We start from the raw sequence: 21562 nt of genomic DNA, 5'->3' as shown, positions 1-21562 counted from the left end.
TCACGACTGGTTCAGGATGTCTTCGAGTTCCTTGTTGGCCGCGGCCAGCGCGTCGTCCGCCGTGGCCTTGCCCTCGATGACCGAGCGGGCCGCGTTCTGCAGGACGGCCTTGGTCTCGTTGGCCTCGGTCCACTGCGGGTCGGCGGGGAACGCCTTGGCCTTGGCGAAGGCGGCGGCGAACGGCGCCTGCGCCGGGTCCTTGGCCAGCTCGGCCAGGGTGTCGGGGTAGACCGGGAGCAGGCCGCCGTCCTTGGCGTACCGGTCGGCCCACTTCTTGCCGGAGGCGAGCTTCACGAACTCGGTCGCGAGCTCCTTGTTCTTGGCGTCGTTCCACACGGCGATGTCGTTGCCGCCGAAGAACGCCGGGGTCTCGCCGCCGCTCTTGGAGGGCAGCGGGAAGAACGCCATCTGGTCGTCCTTGATCTTGCCCTTGCTCTCCTCCTTGATGGTGGCGATGTCCCACGAGGCCGTGAGGTACATGCCGACCTTGCCGTTGGAGAAGCGGGTGCGGATGTCGGTGGTGTTCTGCGTCAGGCGCGACTTGCCGGACACGCCGGAGGTGACGATCCCCGTGTACGACGCGAAACCGGCCTTGAAGGCGGGGTCGGTGAGCTTGCCCACCCACTTGTCGCCCTCCTTGACCGCGTACTCGCCGCCCTCGGACCAGGCGAGCGCGCCCAGCAGGTGGTTGGCGTCGGAGCCGCCGTTGAAGGCGAACCCGTCGACGTCCTTGCCCTTCTTGTCCTGGATCTTCTTGGCGGCGGCCAGCAGCTCGTCCCAGGTCTTCGGGACCTCGATCTTGAGCTCCTTGAACCAGTCCGTGCGGTACATGACCGCGCGGGTGCCGGCGCCCCACGGCATGGCGTAGACCTCGCCGTCGATGGTCTCCAGGCCGAAGAGGTTCTTCGGGATCTGGGCCTGCTCTCCGGAGGTGGTGATCGAGGTGACGGGGGCCAGCGCGTCCTGGCTCTGCCACAGCGGCACCTGGTCGTTGCCGATCTCGGTCACGTCGGGGCCCTCACCGCCGGCCGCGGCGGCCGTGAACTTGTCGTTGACCTGCGGCCACGGGATCCACTGGACCTTCGCGTCGGCGCCGGTCTGCGTCTTGAACTCGGCGACGAGGTCGTCCATGTACTTCTGCGACGGCTCGTTGGGGTCGCCGAGACGCCAGACGGTGAGGCTCTGGCCCGCGAACTTGGGACCGGCGGCCGAGGCGGACTGCGCCGGCTGGCTCTTGGACGGCTCGGAGGAGCCGCCGCACGCGGCCAGTCCCAGGGCCAAGGCGGCCGTGGTGACCGTAGCGGCCGTGGTCTTCGCGATCCTCACTAGGGTTCTCCCTTCCCGGCTAAAACGCGTCGGGGGTCTGCGCTCATACGGGTGCCGAGCCCGGGGGTCCCGCACCTGGCTGATCGTCAGTGTCGAATGGTGGTAAACTAACAAGAAACTTTCTTAAAAGAAACCGGCGTTAGCGTTTCGTGACGAGAGGGGAGGGAGCTCGTGACACTCAACCCGGGCGTCCCCAGGCTGCTGCGCCGGCTCAACGACCGCAGCGCGCTCGAACTGCTCATCTCCGACGGCCCGCTGACCCGCGCCGAGCTGGGCGAGCGCACCGGCCTGTCCAAGGTCACGGCCGGGCAGCTCCTCGCCCGGCTGGAGGAGCGCGGCCTCGTCCAGGTGGCCGGCGAACGGGCCGGCGGGCGCGGCCCCAACGCCGCCCTCTACGGCGTCGTGCCCTCCAGCGCCCACGTCGCCGGGCTGGAGGTGCTGCCCGACTCCATCACCGTCGGCGTGGCCGACATCACCGGCCGCGTCGTGGTCGAGGTCGTCGTGGACCCCGCCGGGGGAGAGGACCCCGTCGCCGCCGTCCACGACGCCGTCCAGCGGGCCTGCGCCTCGGCCCGCATCACGCTCGGGCGGCTGCGGTCGTTCGTCATCGGCACGCGCGGCGTCGTGGACCCGCGTACGGGCGACATGCGCTTCTCGCACGACCTGCCCGCCTGGCACACCGGCGTGCTCGCCAGCCTGCGCCGCTCGCTCGGGGCGTCCGTGACCATCGAGAACGACGTCAACCTCGTCGCCCTCGCCGAGCACAGGCACGGCGCAGCCGCCGGGCACGACGACTTCGTGGTCATGTGGGCGGGCGTCGGGCAGGGGCTCGGCGTCATGCTGGACGGGCGGCTGCGGCGCGGCACCACCGGAGGGGCGGGGGAGATCGGCTGGCTGCCGGTGCCGGGGGAGCCGCTGCCGGACGACGTCGCGCGTCCGCAGTCGGGGTCGTACCAGCGGCTCGTGGGCCGCAAGGCGCTGACCGCCCTGGCCCGTGCCCATGGGCTGACCGATCCCGCCGGCCTGCCGCTGCCTCCGGACGGGCCGGCCGCTTCCGGTGCCGACGGGGACGGCGTCGCTCCGGCTTCCCGTGCGGGGTCGGTCGCCGGGCTGGTGGCGGCCGCGGTCGCCGCCGGCAACAGCGGTTTCCTCGACGCCGTCGCCGCCCGGCTGGCCGTGGCCGTCGCCGCCGTCAGCGTCGTCCTGGACCCCGGGCTCATCGTGCTCGCCGGCGACGTGGGCAAGGCGGGCGGCGCGGAGCTCGCCGGCCGCGTCGAGACCGCCGCGGCCAGGATCAGCCCCAGCCGGCCCACGGTCGCGGCCACCGGGGTGACCGGAAACCCCGTGCTGCGCGGGGCTCTGGTGGCCGCGTTGGAGCAAGCCCGGGAGCAGGTCTTCTCCGACACTGTGTGAGAATTGCTGCACATGTGGCACCCAACTGGCGACATCGTGCTGATCTCCGATCCGCGTGTCGCCGCGATCCCCCTCGAAGACAGCGGCGAGCCGCTGGTGGACGTCCGCGGGCGGCTGCGGGTCGACGAGCGGATGGCCGATCCCGGGGGCGCGTACGCCCACCTGCGGCAGGGCGTCGTCGACCGGCTCGAACGCGCCGAGCGGACCCTGCCCGACGGGTACCACCTGCTGATCGTCGAGGGGCACCGGACGATCGCCTCGCAGCGGCAGATCTTCGACGGCTACCGCGCCGAGCTGGCCGAGCGCTTCCCCGGCCTGACCCCGGACGAGCTGCGCTCGGCCACCAGCCGCTACGTCTCACCGGTCGAGGTGGCCCCGCACACGGCCGGCGCCGCCGTGGACCTCACCCTCTGCGACCCCGACGGGGCCGAGTACGACATGGGCACGGCGATCAACGACACGCCGGAGCGGAGCGGCGGACTGTGCTACACGGCGGCCCCGGACCTGCCGGAGACCGCGCGCCGGCACCGCAAGATCCTGGCCGGGGCGCTGGAGCCGGTGGGGCTGGTCAACTACGCGACGGAGTGGTGGCACTGGTCGTACGGCGACCGTTACTGGGCCTTCACCGTCGGAGCCCCGCACGCCCTCTACGGCCCGGCGTCCCTCTGAGCCCCGCCTCCGTCGCCGCCGCTCGTGGATGACGGCGGGCTGTCCTGGCGGCGGCGGACGATGTGGCGGCTGAGCGGGGTCTCGCGGCCGGCCGCCACCAGCGCGCCGGCGTGCGCCGTGAAGGCCGCCGCGACGAGCCTCACGTCGTACTCCTCCCATGGGCCGCCGGGAAGCGAGGTGAGCACCCGGCCGTCGGCGAGCCCCGCGAACAGCCGCCCGTTCATGGCCGCCAGCCCGCTCACCCGCAAGCCCTCCGGGGCGGCGCCCGCCACCGGTCGGATCGCGCCCGCCGGCTCCCACCCCCGGGACGCGAACGGCCGCCGCCACAGCTCCCCGCCCTCGGTCACCGCGAAGAACGTGCAGTCGGCGATCGCCAGCCCCGTCGCCCCGGGGGGCGCCGCTTCGAGGTCCGTCCAGGCGTCGCCGTCCTCCCGGCCGTCCCACCGGACGAGCCGCCCGGCGGCGGTCAGGCCGTACAGCGCGACGGGGAACCCCGCCGCGGCCTCCCTGGGCACGGCCAGCGCGACCACCTCCCCGGAGACTTCGCGGGCTTCGCCGGCTCCGGCGAGTTCGGAGGCCTCGGAGGCTTCGGTGAGTCCGGCGAGTTCGGGGGCCGCTGCTGTCCGGGCGGCGCGGGCGGTCGTGGCGGGCTCCCACGGCAGGTTCTGCCCGCACAGCTCCCGCCGCAGCAGCGCCCCCGACCCGTCCACCGCGTACAGCGTCCGGTCCCGCACCGCCAGCGCCCGGACGTCCGTCCCGGCGGGTCCGACGACCTCCCACGCGGGGGCGGGCGCCGCGCCGCTGAAGCGGTCGAGCACGTTGCGGGTCACGCGTTCCACGACCGGGTCGTGCAGGGTGTTGCCCCAGTTGACGGTGGCGGCGTTGAACACGGCGCCCAGGCCGCTGGTGAAGATCCCCATGGTCGCCGTCCCGCCCTGGCCGTAGGCGCTCCAGTGCCGCAGGTCCGCCGTGGCCAGCACGACGAACGACGCAGGTGTCCCGTCGCGGCACGTGACCCGGGGCACGCCGCCGATCTCCTCGATCTCGGCCGCGTCCGTCTCGTAGCCCAGGCATCCCCGCCCGAACGGGTCGCCGTCCTTGAGTCCCGTCCCCTCGAACACCCAGTGGTCGGCGAAGCGCGCCGTGTAGGACTCCTCCAGCATGCGCCGCATGTCCGGCCCCCACGTCCCCGCCCCGGCGCGGAAGCTGACGCCGGTGAGCGTGTTCTCGGGCCGCCCGGCGGACGACCACTCGACGGTCGCCAGCCGGGGGTCGTCCACCGTGTCGCACAGGGCGTCGCGGTGGCACACCATGGTCCGCCCGCCGTCCTCCAGCCGGATCCGCCACCACGCGGTGTTGCCGGAGAGGACGGCCAGGTTCCCGCCGCGCCGGACGAACTCCTCGACCGCGTCGCGCATCGCCTCCGACCAGTACTCGTCGTGGCCGTTCACGACGAGGACGCGGTGCCTCGCCAGCAGGTCCGGTCCGTCGCCGAGGTCGAGGTCGAGGTTCGAGCAGTACGCGACGTCGTAGCCGGCCGGTCGCAGCCACCGGATCAGGCCGAACTCCCAGCGCTCCGGGCAGGGGCCGCCGCCCGGCCGGTCGAAGCTCACGCGGCCGGCGCGCACCGGCGACTCGGTCCAGTAGAGGCCCTGCCCCGGCCGGCCCGCCCTGTTGTAGGCCTGCCAGGTGGCGAACGGCACGCTCACCAGGATCGGCGCGGCCGGCACCGCCTCGCGGACCACGAAGAAGACCTCGTTGTCCGGGCACGGAGCCTCGCCCGGCAGCCCTTGCGGCCACGGCACCTCGGGCCCGAACCGCGCCCGGTAGAGCGAGCTGGGCCAGTCGGCGCCGATCTCCAGCTCCCAGCGGGGCGTCGCCACACCGGTGAACACGACCCGGTCGCTCGCCACGTCGGCCACCTCGACCGGCGCGGCCTCGGAGACGACGAAGGGCAGCGTGCCGCCCTGCGCGCACGAGGTCGCCCTGGCGTAGGCCCACGTCGGGGGGTTGTCCATGCGGTTCGAGGCTCCCTCGGGAAGGGGGACGGGAGGCTTACTGGAAAGATTGTTAACAGTTATGTCCGCTCGGGAGTCTTCCACGACCGCCGGACCCGCACAAGAGTAAGCGGGTGATGCGAGCGGCGTGGCCGGGGTCGTCCCCATCTCGGTGGGCGCGGCGCCCACGGCAACCACTCCGCCCCCGCCGCCCTGAAGAACGCCGTCGACTTCCTGTACGCCGAGCGGGCCGACAAGGCGGCCGGATTCGTCAGCCACGGCGTGCACGGCGGCGTACGCGCGGTCGAGCACCTGCGTCAGGTCATGACCGAGGTCGGCGCGGCCAACGTGCGCGCCCAGGTGGCGCTGTCAGCGTTCACCGACTTCGAGCTCACCGACCCCGCCGAGCCCGGCGTGATCACGCCCGGCCCGCACCAGGAGGCCACCCTGACGGAACTGCTCGACGAGGTCGTCGCCTGGTCCAAGGCGCTGCGGACGCTGCGCGAGCCGGCAGCGGCATGACCGTCGTCATCGACGGGAGCCGATCCAGCCAGGCGGCGAGCGTGGGAGTCTGGACATGTGACGACTGAGTGGGGCCGGCAGGCGGTTCTCGAAGCGGTCAGGACGCGCTTGCTACGTCCGGGCGCTGTGACGACGGGGTACTCCGCCGTCGACGTCGTGGCAGAGCCCGACGCCATGTCGGTGACCTTCCGCTGGCGGCGAGACCCGACCGTCTACGCCGTCGAGGTCGGGTTTCCGGCAGCGCCGAAGAGTCCGTGGACCGGCCTGCCGGTGACCTCGGTCGAGGAATGGGCCGCGGACGTCGAATCTCTCCTCATGGAGGAACTCGACACCGGACTGGTTCGCCGGAGCCGCCGGACGGTCCGGGAGGGCTACGTCCTGTTGGACACCGGCGATGCTCCGGACCCCTGGCCGGCCGGGTTCTCCATCAGTCCGGTCCCTTACGGCGACGACGTCGTCCTCTCCGTCCGAGAGGGCGCCTACGCCATTCGGAGATCGCGGTCGGCATCGCGCTCCCCGCATGCGGCCGAGCCTGGCAGCTGGCTGGCCGAGGCGGGGATGGACGTCACCATCCCCCGACAGCTGATCGCCGAGGCCAGGCTCGCGTGCTGGCTTCAGGCCTACGCCGACAACGCCCGTGGGGAACCTCATGTCGGTCATGCGGCCGCATCCTGGGAGGACGAACGGCACACCATCGCCCGTCTCGACGTGGCGCACATCCTGCCCGGCGTCCCGTCAGAGGTACGCCAGGCGCTGATGCGCGTCGCGGTCCGCGAGGTCGTCGAGGCCGGCGCCGTGCGCGTGGTCACCGCGATCGGCGACCCCGAGCTCCGCGGACTCGGGTTCCGGCCCGCGAACGACGGCGGCCTCGTGCTTCACGCCGGGAGCACTGAACCGCCAGAGGACCCCGCGGCCGAGGCCGGTCGCGCGAACGGCGGCGAAGATCCGTGAAGCGGTTCGCTCGGGCGCACCAACGGGCACAAATCACAAAAGAACGGTACGGAGGTGGTTCCCTGAACGCGCTGTGAGGTGGTCATGGCTCTGCTGATCGGGATCGAGGAAGAGTACCTCGTCGTCGACCCGCGCACCCGTCAGGTGGTTCCCCGGGCGGCCGAGGTCCTGGCCAGAGCCTCCGGGATGCTCGACGTCGACCAGGAGATCACCCGTTTCCAGGTGGAGGCCCGCACGGCGCCGACGTCCGATCTGGACGCGCTGGCCACCGACCTGCGCCTGACCCGCAAGGACGTGGCGGGGGCGGCGCGGTCGTGCGGCCTGTCCGTGATGGCCAGCGGCAGCCCCGTCCTCGGCGACGTCGCCCGGCCCCCGCTCGGCGACGACGTCCGTTACGAGCACGGCCGTGAGCTCTACCGCGCCCTCCAGGACGAGATCAGCATCTGCGCCCTCCACGTCCACGTGGACGTGCCGGACGACGAGCACGCCGTCTACGTGGCCAACCATTTTCGGCCCTGGCTGCCCACGCTGATCGCGCTGGCCGCCAACTCGCCGTTCTTCGCGGGCCGCGACACGGGTTACGCCTCCTGGCGGGTGATCAGCTGGGGCCGCTGGCCCGTCTCGGGCGCCCCGCCGTACTTCCCGTCCTACGCCGCCTACGAGCAGACGCTGGAAGCGCTGACGGAGTCGGGGGCGCTGATGGACCGGCGCACGGTGTTCTGGGACGTGCGCCCGTCGCCCCGGCTGCCGACCGTCGAGGTGCGCGTCACGGACGTGCCGCTGGACGTGGGCGACAGCGCCACCCTGGCCGGCCTGGTGCGCGCCCTCGTCGTGACGGCCCTGCGCGACGTGTCCGGCGGCGACCGGGGACTGCCCGTGCCGCCGGAGGTGCTGCGGGCCGCGTACTGGCGCGCCGCGCGCGACGGACTCGCCGGCGACAGCCTGGACCTGCGTACCGGCATCCTGGTTCCCGCGCCCGTACTGGCCTGCCGCCTCCTGAACCATGTACGGGCCGCGCTGGCCGAGTCCGGTGACCTGGAACTCGTCCAGGACGGCCTCGGCCGGCTGCTCCGGAGAGGCTCGGGCGCCACCCGCCAACTCCGCACCCACGCGACCACCGGAGACCTCACCAGAGTGGTGGACGACCTGATCCGGGCGACGACCGCCTGACCTGCGACGCCCGGCCGATGTCCCTGCGGGCGAGGCGCTGCGCTACACAGAGACTGCGCCCACAAGGGAGCCGTCCACACGAGCCCCTTCTCGCGCGGGCTCGCGCAGGGCCGTTCACGCGGGCCCCTTCCCAGTTCCCCACGCCCCCGGCGCGCGAAGAGGCATGCCGCTTCACACGGGCAACTCATAGGCCCCTTCACAAGCGGGCCCCTTCACGCAGGACACAGTCCCCCAAGGATGCCCCTTCCCATGAGCACTCACGGAGGCCCCTTCACGCGGGGCACAGTGCCCCCACCGGATGCCCCTTCCCATGAGCACTCACGGAGGCCCCTTCACGCAGGACACAGTCCCCCACCGGATGCCCCTTCACATGGGCACCCACGAAGGCCGCTTCACATGGGAGCCGTGCAGGGCCCTTCGCCCCGAGCCCCTCACCCGGAGCCCCTCACCCGGCGCCCCTCACAACGGGGCCCTCCACGCAGGGCCGAGGGACACGGGAGCCCTCACACGGGGCGGCCCACACGGGGGGCCGCGTCCTCACGTGAGTCATCCTCACGGGGTCGTCCGCGGAGAAGACTCCCCTCCGGGAGCAGTCATCCCTCTAGGGATAGTCGTCCTCCACCTCCACGCCCTCCTGCTCCAGCGCCTCCTTGATGACGCGGAAGGCGAGGCCGGAGGGGTAGCCCTTCCGGGCCAGCATGCCGGCGAGGCGGCGGGTGCGCGTCTGGGGGTCGAGGTTGCGGGTGGAGGCGAGCTTGCGGTCCACGAGGCGGCGGGCCGTCTCGGCCTCCTGGTCGGGGTCGAGCCGCTCCACAGCCTCGTTCACCGTCTCGGAGTCGACGCCGCGGTGGCGCAGTTCGGCGGCCAGGGCGCGCTTGGCGAGGCCGCGACCGTGGTGACGCGAGTCGACCCAGGCTTCGGCGAACGCCTCGTCGTTGATCAGGCCCAGCTCGGAGAACCGGTCGAGCACCGCCTGCGCCGCTTCGTCGGGTACGTCACGTTTGCGCAGTGCCTCGGCGAGCTGAGCGCGCGTCTTGGGCGCCATCGTGAGCAACCGCAGGCAGATGGCTCGTGCCACCGCCTCGGGGTCGGCCGGTGGTGCGGCTGCCGCGGGTGTGCCCTCGTCGGGTCCGTCCGGCAACCACCCCCGGTCCGCCCCCGAGGACCGCCTGCCACGCCCTCCACGGCCGTCCCGGGAACGCCCCTTCCCGGACCGGCGCCCTCGTCCCTTGGCGCGGGGCCCGGCTGTGCTGTCGTCCCCGCTGTCACCGGCCCACTCATCCGAGGGCGTTTCGGGGCTCGCCGCGGCGGTTCCACCTTCTGTCTCGGACCGCGCGAACCACGGCGCCCAGTCAGCGGAGGACTCTTGCGGACCTGCGATGGGCCTCTCGCTCGTGCTGGCCTCGGCACTCGCCGTCGCTTCTGCGGCTGTGGGTTGCTGCTGACTGATGGAGGCTTCCTTGCCTGCAGCGGGTTCTCCGTTTGAGGTGGATTGCCCGCTTGCGGTGGGGTCCCCGGTGGTGGTGGGCTCCCGGTTTGCAGTGGGGCCTTCGTTGGTGGTGCCGTCGGGGTCTCTGGTCGGGTCTTCGTTCGTGGCGCGGTCCGGGTCTGTGGTCGGATCTTCGCTGGCGGTGCGGTCCGGGTCTGTGGTGGGGTCTTCGCTGGTGGCGCGGTCCGGGCCGGCGGTGTGTCCTCGGCTCGTGGCGGAGTCGCGGGCGACGATGGACGCCTGGTCTGTGATGGGCGTTCCGCTCGTGCTGGGCTCTCCGGCTGCAGGGGACTCTCGGCCGGCGGCGGGTTCGCTGCCCCAGCGGGATTCCCCGTTCGCCGGGTGGTCGATGACCGCGGTCATCTCGGGAGCGGACGGCGCGGGGCCGGAAGAGTCGTGGGTGTCGAGGAGCGGCTTCCCCTCCGAGGGAGCCTTGGCCTCCTCGGAACGTCCGGCAGCCGAGGACGGCTCCTCGTCACGTGACGGCTCGGCCTGGCGAGAGGGGTGAGCGTCCCGCGGCTCCGGTACCGAGGAAGAGGGCGAGGGGTCGGCAGCCGACGATGGCGCGTCTGCCCAGAACGGGTGAGTGTCCTGCGAGGTCGGCTCCCAGGAGAATTGCGAGGGCTCGGTCTCCGACGACGACAGTTCACTTCCACGAGAGTGCTGGGCGTCCTGCGGCTCCGCTCCCGGCGCGGGCTTCGAGGGATCGGTGGCCGGGACGGGTGCGCTCTCCCAGAACGGGTGAGCCTCCTGCGGCTCCGGCTCCCAGGAGAACCCGGACGGGGCGGCTGCCTGCGACGGTGTGCTCTCCCAGAACGGGTGAGCCTCCTGCGGCTCCGGCTCCCAGGAGAACCCCGACGGCGCGCTCGCCGACGAAGGCCGGCTTCCCCTGGCAGGCTGAGCGTCTCGCCGTTCCAGTTTCCACGCAGGCTTCGACGGCCCGGACGTCCGCGACGACTCGGCTTCCCAGGAGGGCTGGGCGGTCTGTGACCCTGGCTCCCATGCAGGCTTCGAAGCCTCGGGTGCCCACGATGACTCCGTCGCCCAGGAGGGCTGGGGGGCCTGGGACTCCGGATCCCACGCAGGCTCCGAGCCGGCGATTGCCCACGACGGGCCGATGCCCGGGGATGGTTGGGCGTCCCAGGAGAGGGTGGGGGATCGGCGGGCGCCGCTGTCGTGGGTGCGTTCGGTCTGGTCTGATGCGCTGGAGAGGACGGTCAGGTCGCCTGCGGTGCTGGGCTGCTTCGGGGGGTGGGAGGGCTCTTCGTGCTGGGGATGTTCCCGATCTTCCTGGTGGGGATCTGGGGTGGGGGAGGCCGCGCGCTGGGCGCGTTGTTCCTGCCACTCGGCCAAGGACGGCCAGCCGTCCACGGACGGTGAGGCGTGAGGCGCCTGACCGCGCCGCTCCTCGTCACGCCGGTTCTGGTCGCGCGCGTCACCCCACGCCTGGCCCCGCGGAGCGCCCGTGCCATCCTCGGACGCGGCGCCTCGCCTTCGGGCGTTCCGTCCGTCCTGGCTCTGGTTCCAGCCCGCGCCCGATCGGCGCCGGGAACGGAAGCCCGACGACGAGCTCGATCGGGAGCCGGACGGCAGGCCGGAACGCGTCGAATCGGATGTCGCGCCCGAGCCTGAGCCCGCCCCCGCGCCGGCCGCCGAATCGCGTCGGCCGCGTCGGCCCTTGCGGTCGGTGGGGGAGGACGGGAGGTCTGGCCAGGCGCCCCAGTCGCGATCGTGGGGCGCCTGGTCGTCGCCGCTCATGGCGCCGCCGATGGCCGGTGTTCACTCATGGGGGGATGACCGATCAGACGTCACCGGGCTTCGGCGTGGCGGCGGCCTTCGAGCCGCGGCCCGTGGAGGCGGGGGCGGGCGGCGCCGGCGGGGCGGCCTCGGCGGGGGCGTCGAGGCGCGGGCCCACACCCAGCTTGTCCTTGATCTTCTTCTCGATCTCGTTGGCCATGTCGGGGTGGTTCTTCAGGAAGTTGCGCGCGTTCTCCTTGCCCTGGCCGAGCTGGTCGCCCTCGTAGGTGTACCAGGCGCCGGACTTGCGGACGAAGCCGTGCTCGACGCCCATGTCGATCAGGCCGCCCTCGCGGGAGATGCCCACGCCGTACAGGATGTCGAAGTCGGCCACCCGGAAGGGCGGGGCCATCTTGTTCTTCACGACCTTGACGCGGGTGCGGTTGCCGACCGCCTCCGTGCCGTCCTTGAGGGTCTCGATGCGGCGGATGTCCATGCGGACCGAGGCGTAGAACTTGAGCGCCTTACCACCGGTCGTGGTCTCGGGCGAGCCGAACATGACGCCGATCTTCTCGCGCAGCTGGTTGATGAAGATGGCGGTGGTGCCGGTGCTGTTGAGGGCGCCGGCGACCTTGCGCAGGGCCTGCGACATGAGGCGGGCCTGCAGGCCCACGTGGCTGTCGCCCATCTCGCCCTCGATCTCGGCCTTGGGCACCAGCGCGGCCACCGAGTCGATGACGATGATGTCGACGGCGCCGGACCGGATCAGCATGTCGGCGATCTCGAGCGCCTGCTCACCGGTGTCGGGCTGGGAGACGAGCAGCGCGTCGGTGTCGACGCCCAGCTTCTTGGCGTACTCGGGGTCGAGCGCGTGCTCGGCGTCGATGAACGCCGCGATGCCGCCCGCCCGCTGCGCGTTGGCCACCGCGTGCAGGGCGATCGTGGTCTTGCCGGACGACTCCGGACCGTAGATCTCGACGATGCGGCCACGGGGCAGACCCCCGATGCCCAGCGCCACGTCGAGGGAGATGGAGCCGGTGGGGATCACCTCGATGGGAGCCCTGGCGTCATCGCCGAGGCGCATGACGGAGCCCTTGCCGAACTGCCGCTCGATCTGGGCGAGGGCGGTCTCGAGGGCCTTCTCGCGGTCGTTGATAGCCATGGGAGCTCCCCCTGAAGGGTCGTGGTCCGATTCAGTCGAGTGAAAGCTACGGCCTGCCACCGACATTTTCTGCGGGGTGTCGGGGAGGCGGAGTCCCCGGCGTTCTCCATGGTAGCCGAACGGCTGTTCGATCACATCGGTAACACGCGGCTCAGGGCCCGCGACGCTCCGCGCCCTGCCGGGGCGGGCCCAGTGGGGTCGCGGCCGGGGCCTGTCCCGTCACGGCCGGGCCTGTTCCGTCTCGGCCGGGCCGTTCCGTCCCGGTCGGCGGTGGCTCGCCTTCCGTCCCGGCCGGCGGTTCCGGTCGGGGCGCTGTGTGAGCGTGTCGCGACGGTACGTCCGGGTTCGCCCACATGTTCAGTGGTTTGCGGCTTGCGTGTTGTCAGGGGTCATGAGCTGGGGAGAGTCAAGGGTAGAGGGTTGGAGGCGGCGACGTGTCAGACACGTACACCGGAGAGCGGCGCGCCCATCTGGAGGCTCTCGCCGAGCTGCTGCCCGAGCAGGGGCTGGTGAGCCGCATGATCGGCGGCGACGATCCGATGCTCTGGGTGTGGCATCCGCAGACCGGGCGGCAGACGATCATCTTCGCCACCCCCTCGCGCGGCGGATGGATCTTCCTGTGGGCGCCAGGAGGGCAGGGGCGCGTGGACGAGCTGGCGCTCACGGCCGGTGCGTTGCGGCGGACGCTCGACACGCCGCCTCACGCGAAGTCCTCTTGAGATGATCCGCGCGAGCCCGGCGTCCCTTTGAGGTGATCCGCAAGCCAGGCCGTGGTGGTCTCAGGTCAGCGGAGCTGCGGCGGCACGTCCTCCACCTGGCACACCGCTCGCCAGACGGTCTTGGCGCTCTCGCCCTCCGCCAGCGCCTGCGTGACCGTTCGGCCGCCCAGCGGCGCCAGCACGTAGTCACGCGCCCAGGAGTCGGCATAGGCGTCGCCGAAGTGGGCGCGCATCCGTCTCCAGAACTCGGTCAACCGCATCACTCAAGTATGGGACCACCGGCGCCATGGGTAGGACAGACCCATGGCCAAGACTCACAAACCCTCGCCCCCGAAGACCGCCAAGATCAAGGCGAACCGCGTCAGGCGGCGCGCGTTACGGCTGGCGCAACGGCTGGCCGTGCAGAAGGAGAAGGCGGACAGGTCCGAGCGGCACGCCGGCATCAGGCGCGAGCCGCGCGCGGGCCTGCCGAGAACGCGCCGGGCGTCGCGGCGCTAGGCCGCGCCCGGTCGCACCACCGGTGCCGTACGGCCGGCGACGCGGGCCCGAGTGAGCGGAGAACCGCGAGCGGGATCGGCGACGGCCAGAGGCAGCCGGCACGGCGTCGCGCGAGGTCAGAGCACGCGTGAGCCGTACATCTCGCCGAGATGGTCGGCGAGCAGCTCCAGGCGGGCGCCGTCGGGGTCGCGGAAGTAGATGGAGGCGCCGCTCTCGATCTGGTGCGGCACGCCGGCCATCTCCAGCTTCCCGCGCAGGCGCTCCCACGTGGCCGGGTCGACGGAGATCGCGATGTGGTGGAGTCCGCCGAGCACTTCCTGGTACGGGCCGAGGTCGAGCCCCGGGAAGTCGAAGAAGGCCAGCAGGTTGCCGTTGCCGATGTCGAAGAAGAAGTGGCTGGAGCCCTTGTAGTCGCGGTTCTCGAAGATCTCCGTGAGCGGGAACTCCAGGAGCTCCTGGTAGAACCGGATCGTCCGCTCCACGTCCGACGACACCAGAGCGAAGTGGTGCAGGCCGCGGGCGCTGCTGGGAGGCCGGCGCGGTAAGAGGTAGCGCTCCCTGATCTCGTCACGGCGCGCGTCCATGGCTGCGTTGTCGATGCTCACGGTCGCTCTATGTCCGCCTGCGTGCCGCTCAACCACCCTGGGCGGCCACAATGCGTTTTCTGTCGGTACGGCGAGGCACTATGGGCAGGTGAGCTCGCTCGACCATTTCAGCCAGGTGACCAGGGAGTGGTTCTCCGGGGCCTTCGCCGCGCCCACGACCGCCCAGGAGGGGGCGTGGCGGTCCATCGCGCGGGGTGACAACACGCTGGTGGTCGCGCCGACGGGCTCCGGCAAGACGCTGGCCGCGTTCCTGTGGTCGCTCGACCGGCTGGCCGCCGAGCAGGTCGAGCCGGCCGGGCAGGTCGAGCAGGCCGAGCCCGTGGAGGGCGCCGGGCCCGAGCCGGGCCCGTCCGGCCGGCGTCGGCGCGGCGGGCGCGGCGGCAAGGACGAGACCCCTCGCCGAAGCGGCACGAAGGTGCTGTACGTCTCGCCGCTCAAGGCGCTGGCCGTGGACGTCGAGCGCAACCTCCGCGCGCCCCTGACCGGGCTCAAGCAGACGGCCAGGCGGCTCGGTCTGCCCGTGCCGGAGATCTCGGTGGCCATCCGGTCCGGCGACACCCCCGCCGAGGACCGAAGGCGCTTCGCCACCCGGCCGGCCGACATCCTCATCACGACCCCCGAGTCGCTGTTCCTGCTGCTCACCAGCCAGGCGCGCGAGGCGCTGCGCGACGTGCGCACGGTCATCATCGACGAGGTGCACGCGGTCGCGGCGACCAAGCGCGGCGCCCACCTCGCGCTCAGCCTCGAACGCCTCGACGCGCTGCTCGACCGGCCCGCCCAGCGGATCGGCCTGTCGGCGACGGTCCGGCCGGTCAGCGAGGTGGCGGCGTTCCTGGGCGGCTCCCGGCCGGCGACCGTGGTGCAGCCGCCCTCCGACAAGCGCATCGAGGTCGACGTCGTCGTCCCGGTCGAGGACATGACGGAGATGGAGGGCGCGCGGCGTCGCGACGGCGGCGACGGCGACCTGATGCCCGATCCGGCGAGCCGTTCCATCTGGCCGCACGTCGAGGACCGGCTGTTCGACCTCATCGGGGCCCACAGCTCCACGATCGTGTTCGCCAACTCCCGGCGGCTGGCCGAGCGCCTGTGCACGCGGCTCAACGAGCTGGCGTACGAGCGCGCGTACGGCACCGACACCGTCGACCTGTCGATCTGGGAGACCGCCCCGGACGGTGAAGGGGGCGGCGGCGCGCCGGTCCGGCGCCCGCCCGCCGAGATGATGGCCCAGGCCGGCGCGAGCAAGGGCGTGACGACCGAGATCGTCCGCGCTCACCACGGGTCGGTCTCCAAGGAGGAGCGGGCGCAGATCGAGGAGGCGCTCAAGTCGGGCCGGCTGCCCGCCGTGGTCGCCACCTCCAGCCTGGAGCTGGGCATCGACATGGGCGCCGTCGACCTCGTCGCCTGCGTCGAGGCGCCGCCCAGCGTGGCGAGCGGCCTGCAGCGCATCGGCCGGGCCGGCCACCAGGTGGGCGCCGTGTCCAAGGGCGTGATCTTCCCCAAGTACCGCGGCGACCTCGTGCAGACCGCGGTGGTCGCCGAGCGCATGAAGAACGGCGAGATCGAGGAGCTGCGCTACCCCCGCAACCCCCTCGACGTGCTCGCCCAGCAGATCGTGGCGATGACCGCCCTCGACGAGTGGACGGTCGACGAGCTGGAGGCCGTGGTCAGGCGCGCCGCCCCCTACGCCACGCTGCCGCGCACCGCGCTGGAGGCCACGCTCGACATGCTGGCCGGCCGCTACCCGAGCGAGGAGTTCGCCGAGCTGCGCCCGCGCCTCGTGTGGGACCGGGTGACGGGCGTCCTGCGCGGGCGTCCGGGCGCCCAGCGGCTGGCCGTCACCAACGGCGGCACCATCCCCGACCGCGGCCTGTTCGGCGTGTTCCTGGTCGGCGAGAAGGCGTCGCGGGTCGGCGAGCTGGACGAGGAGATGGTCTACGAGTCGCGGGTCGGTGACGTGTTCGTGCTCGGCGCGTCGTCGTGGCGCATCGAGGACATCACGGCCGACCGCGTCCTCGTCTCCCCGGCTCCCGGCCAGCCGGGCAAGCTGCCGTTCTGGCACGGCGACGCCCCCGGCCGGCCGGCCGAGCTGGGCAGGGCCATCGGCGCGTTCCTGCGCGAACAGGCCGCCGACGGCTCGGCCGAGCGCGCGCGGGCCGCCGGGCTCGACGAGTACGCCGCCGCCAACCTCCGGTCCTACCTGGCCGAGCAGCGCGAGGCGACCGGCTACGTCCCCGACGACCGCACGCTCGTGGTCGAGCGCTTCCACGACGAGCTGGGCGACTGGCGGGTGGTGATCCACTCTCCGTACGGCGCCCGCGTCCACGCGCCCTGGGCGCTGGCGATCAACCGGCGGCTGCACGAGCGCTACGGCCTCGACGTGCAGGCCGTTCACTCCGACGACGGCATCGTGCTGCGCATCCCCGACACGCTGGCCGAACCGCCCTCCGACGTGGCCGCGTTCGACCCGGAGGAGATCGAGCAGATCGTCACCGAGGAGCTGGGCGGATCGGCGATGTTCGCCTCGCGCTTCCGGGAGTGCGCCGGACGGGCACTGCTGCTGCCGCGCCGCACCCCCGGCCGGCGCAGCCCGCTGTGGCAGCAGCGCCAGCGGGCGGCCCACCTGCTGGGGGTGGCCTCGAAGTACGCGTCGTTCCCGATCGTGCTGGAGACGATGCGTGAGTGCCTGCAGGACGTGTTCGACGTGCCGGGGCTGGTCCGGCTGATGCGCGACATCGCCGCGCGCCGGGTGCGCGTGGTCGAGGTGGAGACGTCGCAGGCGTCGCCGTTCGCCGCGTCGCTGCTGTTCCACTACGTGGGCGCGTTCATGTACGAGGGCGACGCCCCGCTGGCCGAACGGCGGGCGCAGGCGCTGGCCCTGGACACCTCGCTGCTGGCCGAGCTGCTGGGCCAGGCCGACCTGCGCGAACTGCTCGACCCCGACGTGATCTCCGACGCCGAGCGGGAGCTGGCCAGGCTCGACCGGCCGCTGCGCGACGCCGAGGACCTGGCCGACCTGCTGCGCTCACACGGGCCGTTGCTCGCGCCCGACGTGAGCGTGCGCGGCGGCGACCCGGCCTGGCTGGAGGAGCTCGAACGCGCGCGGCGCGCGATCCGGGTGCGCGTCGCCGGCGAGGAGCAGTGGGCGGCCATCGAGGACGCGGCGCGGATGCGCGACGCGCTCGGCGTGCCGCTGCCGGTGGGGGTGCCCCACGCGTTCCTGGAGCCGGTCGCCGACCCGCTGGCGGACCTGGTGGCGCGCCACGCCCGCACGCGGGGGCCGTTCCACGCGGGCACGGCGGCGGCCCGGTTCGGGCTGGGGGTGGCCGTGGTACGCGACGCGCTGCACCGCCTGGCCGCGTCCGGACGGGTCGTCAACGGCGAGTTCCGGCCCGGGGGCCGGGGCGAGGAGTGGTGCGACGCGGGCGTGCTGCGCATGCTGCGCCGCAGGTCGCTCGCCCGGCTGCGCAAGGAGGTCGAGCCGGTCGCGCCCGAGACGCTGGCGCTGTTCCTGCCGGCCTGGCACGGCATCACCGGCTCGGCCGGCCCCGCGGGCACGGCGGGGCCCGGAGGGTCAGCAGCGGCGGGCGCCGCGGCGGCGGGGGCGGCCGGAGCGGCCCGGGCGATGGACGCGCTGGTCCACGCCGTCGAACAGCTCCAGGGCGCGGCCGTGCCCGCCTCGGCCCTGGAGTCCCTGGTCCTGCCGTCGCGGGTGCCCGGCTACCATCCGGCGCTGCTCGACGAGCTGACCTCGTCCGGCGAGGTGATCTGGGCCGGGCAGGGATCGCTGCCGGGCGGCGACGGGTGGGTGTCGCTCTACTTCGCCGACACCGCGCCCCTGCTCATGCCCGAACCCGCCGAGATCACCATGACGCCGGTCCACGACCACGTGCTGGAGGCGCTGGCCGGCGGAGGGGCGCTGTTCTTCCGCGGGCTGTCCGACCGGCTCGGCTCGCTCGACGACGCGGCGCTGGCCACGGCCCTGTGGGACCTCGTGTGGTCCGGCCGCGTGTCGGGCGACACGCTGGCGCCGATGCGGGCGACGCTGGGGTCCGGGCGTCCCGCGCACCGCCCCGCCACCACGCGGCGCCGCCGGGCCGTGCTGCCCACCCGGAGCGGGCCGCCGACCGTGGGCGGGAGGTGGTGGCTGCTGCCGTCACCGGCCGGTGACCCGACCCAGCGGGCGCAGGCCCAGGCCGAGGCCCTGCTCGAACGCCACGGGGTGCTGACCCGCGGCGCGGTGACGTCCGAACGGCTGCCCGGCGGGTTCTCGCCGGTCTACCAGGTGCTGCGCGCGTACGAGGAGAGCGGCCGGTGCCGGCGCGGCTACTTCGTCGAGAGCCTCGGGGGCGCGCAGTTCGCGCTGCCGGGGGCGGTCGACCGGATGCGGGCCATGGCCCCGTCCCTCGCGAGCGCCGCGGAGCCGCCGAGCCCGGGCGTGTCGCTCGACGGGCCTCACGGGCAGGTCGAGTGGGCCCAGGGGCAGGCCGGTGGGTTCCGGTCCGGCGAGCGCCGGGGGACGCGGCGGGCCGTGGTGCTGGCGGCGGCCGACCCGGCCAACCCGTACGGGGCCGCCCTGCCGTGGCCGGCGCATCCCGGCGACGTCGCGCACAAGCCCGGACGCAAGGCCGGGGCGCTGGTGGTGCTGGTCGACGGGTTCCTCGTGCTGTACGTCGAGCGGGGCGGCAAGACGCTGCTGTCGTTCACCGACGACGAGCGGCTGCGCCCGGCGGTGGACGCGCTGGCCCTGGCCGTGCGTGACGGGGCGCTCGGCAAGCTGACTGTCGAGCGGGCCGACGGCGCCGCCATCACCGAGTCGCCGCTGGCCGAGGCGCTCGAGGCGGCGGGCTTCCACCCGACGCCACGAGGGCTGCGCCTGCGGGCCTGACGGAAGCCCCGGGAGGGCCGGCTCTGCCAGCCTGACGGATGACGGCCGGGCGGGCGGCTCAGTAGGGCGGTCGGCCGGGCGGGCGGCTGGGAGTCGCGTCGCCCGAGCGGTGTGCCGGCCTTTCTCGGCGTGGCCTTCTTTCGCCGCGAGCGGTCCCTTTGGGCCCCGGTTTCCCGGGAATCTGGGGAGAGTGGGGCTGCTGTGGTTTATGTGAGGATATTTCGGGGATGGGGGATACCGCCGGGACCCGTGCCGCCCCTCGGGCTGGCTCGCACAGGCCGCCCCGCCGCACCCTGGGTTCGCGGCCAGGGCGCATCTTGGCGTACACGTACCATTTCCCAGATCGCTCGATATCCGGGCGAATGGCGAGAATCCATCCCGTAAGACACGCTTGATAACGCGTTTGCTTGCTCGTGACTTCTTCGACGCATAACCTCGACGGCAGTGAGGAGTTACTCCGCGCTGCGCGGATTGCCATACTGGTGACGTACGAACGAACGAGCGAGCTTGACTGATGGAGGCGGGCGAGACCCCGGCTGCCGCCTTGGCTTGATATCAGCGTCGTGATGACGCCGACCGGGCGTTCCGCGCCGCGCATGTGACCCCTCGCGTTCTGTGACCGCGTTTACGGGTGTTGACGACGCGAGGAGGGCGGGGAGCGCATGGGGCCGCTTGTCGTTGTGCTGTCGGTGGCGGTGCTCCTGCTCACGTTCGGCATGATCGCCGCGCTCCTCGTCGTGGTACGCCGCACCTCGGGTCTTCTGCCGCAGTCCGGCAAGCCGTCGGACGAGCAGCTCCAGGCCGTCCACGAGGAGCTGGAGCAGGCCCGGCAGGAGGCCGGTGAGATCCGCGGCAAGGCCGAGTCCGACGCCGAGGAGATCCTGCGCCGCTCCGAGGCCGCGGCCGAGAGCGCCGCGCGGATGCGGCGCGAGGTCGAGGAGGAGGGCCGGATCCTCAAGTCCGAGCTCAAGGAGCTGCGCGCCGATCTCGAACGCCGGGAGTCCCGGCTGGCCGAGCGTGAGGAGCGCCTGGACGAGGAGGCCCGGCGGCAGGCCGAGCAGCAGCGCAAGCTGGCCGAGCACGAGGCCCGCCTCGCCGACCGGAAGGCCGAGCTGCTCCAGATCGAGGACGAGCGGCGGGCCCTGCTGGAGCGGGTGGCCGGGCTGACCGCCGCCCAGGCCAAGGCGGAGCTGGTCAGGGAGATCGAGAACCAGGCCAAGCGCGAGGCCACGCTGATCATCCGGGAGATCGAGGGCCAGGCCCGCAAGGAGGGCGAGAAGCGCGCCGCCAAGATCGTGACGCTGGCGGTGCAGCGGGTGGCGGCCGAGCAGACGGCCGAGTCCGTGGTGAGCGTGCTCCACCTGCCGGGCGACGAGATGAAGGGCCGCATCATCGGCCGCGAGGGCCGCAACATCCGGGCGTTCGAGTCGACGACCGGCGTCAACCTCATCATCGACGACACCCCCGAGGCCGTGCTGCTGTCCTGCTTCGACCCGGTACGCCGGGAGACCGCCAGGCTGACCCTGGAGAAGCTCGTCCTCGACGGCCGCATCCACCCGCAGCGCATCGAGGAGGCCCACGAGCGCAGCCGCGCCGAGGTCCAGGACCTGTGCGCCCGCGCCGGCGAGGACGCGCTGGTCGAGCTCGGCATCACCGACATGCACCCGGAGCTGACGCTGCTGCTCGGCCAGCTCCGCTACCGCACCTCCTACGGGCAGAACGTGCTCAAGCACCTCATCGAGTCGGCGCACATCGCCGGCATCATGGCCGCCGAGCTCAAGCTCGACCAGCGGCTGATGAAGCGCTGCGCCCTGCTGCACGACATCGGCAAGGCCCTCACGCACGAGGTCGAGGGCAGCCACGCGCTGATCGGCGCGGAGATCGCCCGCCGGTACGGCGAGTCGGAGGACGTGGTCCACGCCATCGAGGCGCACCACAACGAGGTCGAGGTGCGCACCGTCGAAGCGGTTCTCACCCAGGCGGCCGACGCGATCAGCGGCAGCCGTCCCGGCGCGCGCCGCGAGTCGCTGGAGGCGTACGTCAAGCGGCTGGAGCGGCTGGAGGAGATCGCGCAGTCGTACGAGGGCGTGGAGAAGGTCTTCGCCATGCAGGCCGGCCGGGAGATCCGGGTCATGGTCAAGCCGGACGCGATCGACGACATCCAGGCGCAGGTGATCGCCCGGGACGTGGCCAAGCAGGTCGAGGAGGAGCTGACCTACCCGGGGCAGATCCGCATCACGGTCGTCCGCGAGTCGCGCGCCACCGAGTTCGCCCGCTGACCGTTCGCCCGCTGACCCACCGCGTCCCGCAGGGCAGGATGTGACAGGCGCGGATAGCCATCCTCGGGCCGTTGGAGGTCGAGGGCGACGAGGGACCGGCCGCGGTCGGCGGGTTCAGGGTGCGGGCGTTGTCCCCACGG

14 protein-coding genes and 1 pseudogene are annotated in these 21562 nt (G+C 72.8%); 9 read left to right on the top strand and 6 right to left on the bottom strand.

Features of this window, described 5'->3' with window-relative positions:
* On the bottom strand, positions 1-1326 hold the full coding sequence (locus HT134_RS09845) for an extracellular solute-binding protein (protein ID WP_175599817.1): 1326 nt from the start codon (positions 1324-1326) through the stop codon (positions 1-3).
* Between the two features lie 171 nt (positions 1327-1497).
* Here HT134_RS09845 and HT134_RS09840 point away from each other — a divergent pair, with 171 nt between their 5' ends.
* Both HT134_RS09840 and HT134_RS09835 read left to right on the top strand, forming a co-directional pair.
* On the top strand, positions 1498-2739 hold the full coding sequence (locus HT134_RS09840) for an ROK family transcriptional regulator (protein ID WP_175599816.1): 1242 nt from the start codon (positions 1498-1500) through the stop codon (positions 2737-2739).
* Positions 2740-2751: 12 nt separating this feature from the next.
* Positions 2752-3408, top strand: a complete 657-nt coding sequence (locus HT134_RS09835; RefSeq protein WP_175599815.1) for a M15 family metallopeptidase — start codon at positions 2752-2754, stop codon at positions 3406-3408.
* On the opposite strand, the gene HT134_RS09830 is transcribed toward HT134_RS09835, so the two are convergent.
* Positions 3387-5426, bottom strand: coding sequence for a N,N-dimethylformamidase beta subunit family domain-containing protein (locus tag HT134_RS09830; protein ID WP_175599814.1), 2040 nt, complete (start codon positions 5424-5426; stop codon positions 3387-3389). The two genes, HT134_RS09835 and HT134_RS09830, sit on opposite strands and share 22 nt — an antisense overlap.
* 183 nt (positions 5427-5609) lie before the next feature.
* Between HT134_RS09830 and HT134_RS46830 the strand changes: the two are divergent.
* The 3 genes and pseudogenes from HT134_RS46830 to HT134_RS09815 all read left to right on the top strand — a co-directional run.
* Positions 5610-5927, top strand: a pseudogene (locus tag HT134_RS46830) (NADPH-dependent FMN reductase); the annotation flags it as partial.
* Positions 5928-5984: 57 nt separating this feature from the next.
* Entirely contained in the window at positions 5985-6878 is an 894-nt protein-coding gene (locus HT134_RS09820) for a hypothetical protein (RefSeq protein WP_175599813.1), read from the top strand.
* Positions 6879-6962: 84 nt separating this feature from the next.
* Entirely contained in the window at positions 6963-8048 is a 1086-nt protein-coding gene (locus tag HT134_RS09815; protein ID WP_175599812.1) for a carboxylate-amine ligase, read from the top strand.
* Between the two features lie 601 nt (positions 8049-8649).
* Here the strand turns inward: HT134_RS09815 and HT134_RS45400 are convergent.
* Complete coding sequence (locus HT134_RS45400; RefSeq protein ID WP_312888050.1) at positions 8650-9126, bottom strand: regulatory protein RecX; 477 nt, start codon at positions 9124-9126, stop codon at positions 8650-8652.
* A 2212-nt stretch (positions 9127-11338) separates the two neighbouring features.
* Positions 11339-12436: a recombinase RecA gene (gene recA, locus HT134_RS09805; RefSeq protein WP_175599810.1), complete on the bottom strand. Its 1098-nt coding sequence runs from the start codon at positions 12434-12436 to the stop codon at positions 11339-11341.
* Positions 12437-12870: 434 nt separating this feature from the next.
* On the opposite strand from recA, the gene HT134_RS09800 reads away from it, so the two are divergent.
* Positions 12871-13155 (top strand): hypothetical protein, encoded by a 285-nt coding sequence (locus HT134_RS09800; protein WP_175599809.1) that lies wholly within the window; start codon positions 12871-12873, stop codon positions 13153-13155.
* Positions 13156-13220: 65 nt separating this feature from the next.
* Here the strand turns inward: HT134_RS09800 and HT134_RS09795 are convergent, their stop codons facing one another.
* Complete coding sequence (locus tag HT134_RS09795; RefSeq protein ID WP_175599808.1) at positions 13221-13415, bottom strand: DUF3046 domain-containing protein; 195 nt, start codon at positions 13413-13415, stop codon at positions 13221-13223.
* 43 nt (positions 13416-13458) lie between these two features.
* On the opposite strand from HT134_RS09795, the gene HT134_RS09790 reads away from it, so the two are divergent.
* Positions 13459-13653: a hypothetical protein gene (locus HT134_RS09790; protein WP_175599807.1), complete on the top strand. Its 195-nt coding sequence runs from the start codon at positions 13459-13461 to the stop codon at positions 13651-13653.
* A gap of 116 nt (positions 13654-13769) precedes the next feature.
* Here the strand turns inward: HT134_RS09790 and HT134_RS09785 are convergent, their stop codons facing one another.
* A complete protein-coding gene (locus tag HT134_RS09785) occupies positions 13770-14258 on the bottom strand; it encodes a VOC family protein (protein ID WP_312888049.1) in 489 nt (162 codons plus the stop codon).
* A gap of 88 nt (positions 14259-14346) precedes the next feature.
* Here HT134_RS09785 and HT134_RS09780 point away from each other — a divergent pair, with 88 nt between their 5' ends.
* Positions 14347-19143 carry an ATP-dependent helicase gene (locus tag HT134_RS09780; RefSeq protein WP_312888048.1) on the top strand — a complete coding sequence of 1599 codons (4797 nt, stop codon included), beginning with the start codon at positions 14347-14349 and terminating at the stop codon, positions 19141-19143.
* 662 nt (positions 19144-19805) lie between these two features.
* Positions 19806-21422 carry a ribonuclease Y gene (rny, locus tag HT134_RS09775; RefSeq protein ID WP_175599806.1) on the top strand — a complete coding sequence of 539 codons (1617 nt, stop codon included), beginning with the start codon at positions 19806-19808 and terminating at the stop codon, positions 21420-21422.
* Positions 21423-21562: the final 140 nt, after the last annotated feature.

This window comes from Nonomuraea rhodomycinica (assembly GCF_013363995.1).
Lineage (GTDB): Bacteria > Actinomycetota > Actinomycetes > Streptosporangiales > Streptosporangiaceae > Nonomuraea > Nonomuraea rhodomycinica.
Note: the sequence above shows the minus strand (reverse complement) of the source record. Positions and strands in the feature narration are given on the sequence as shown.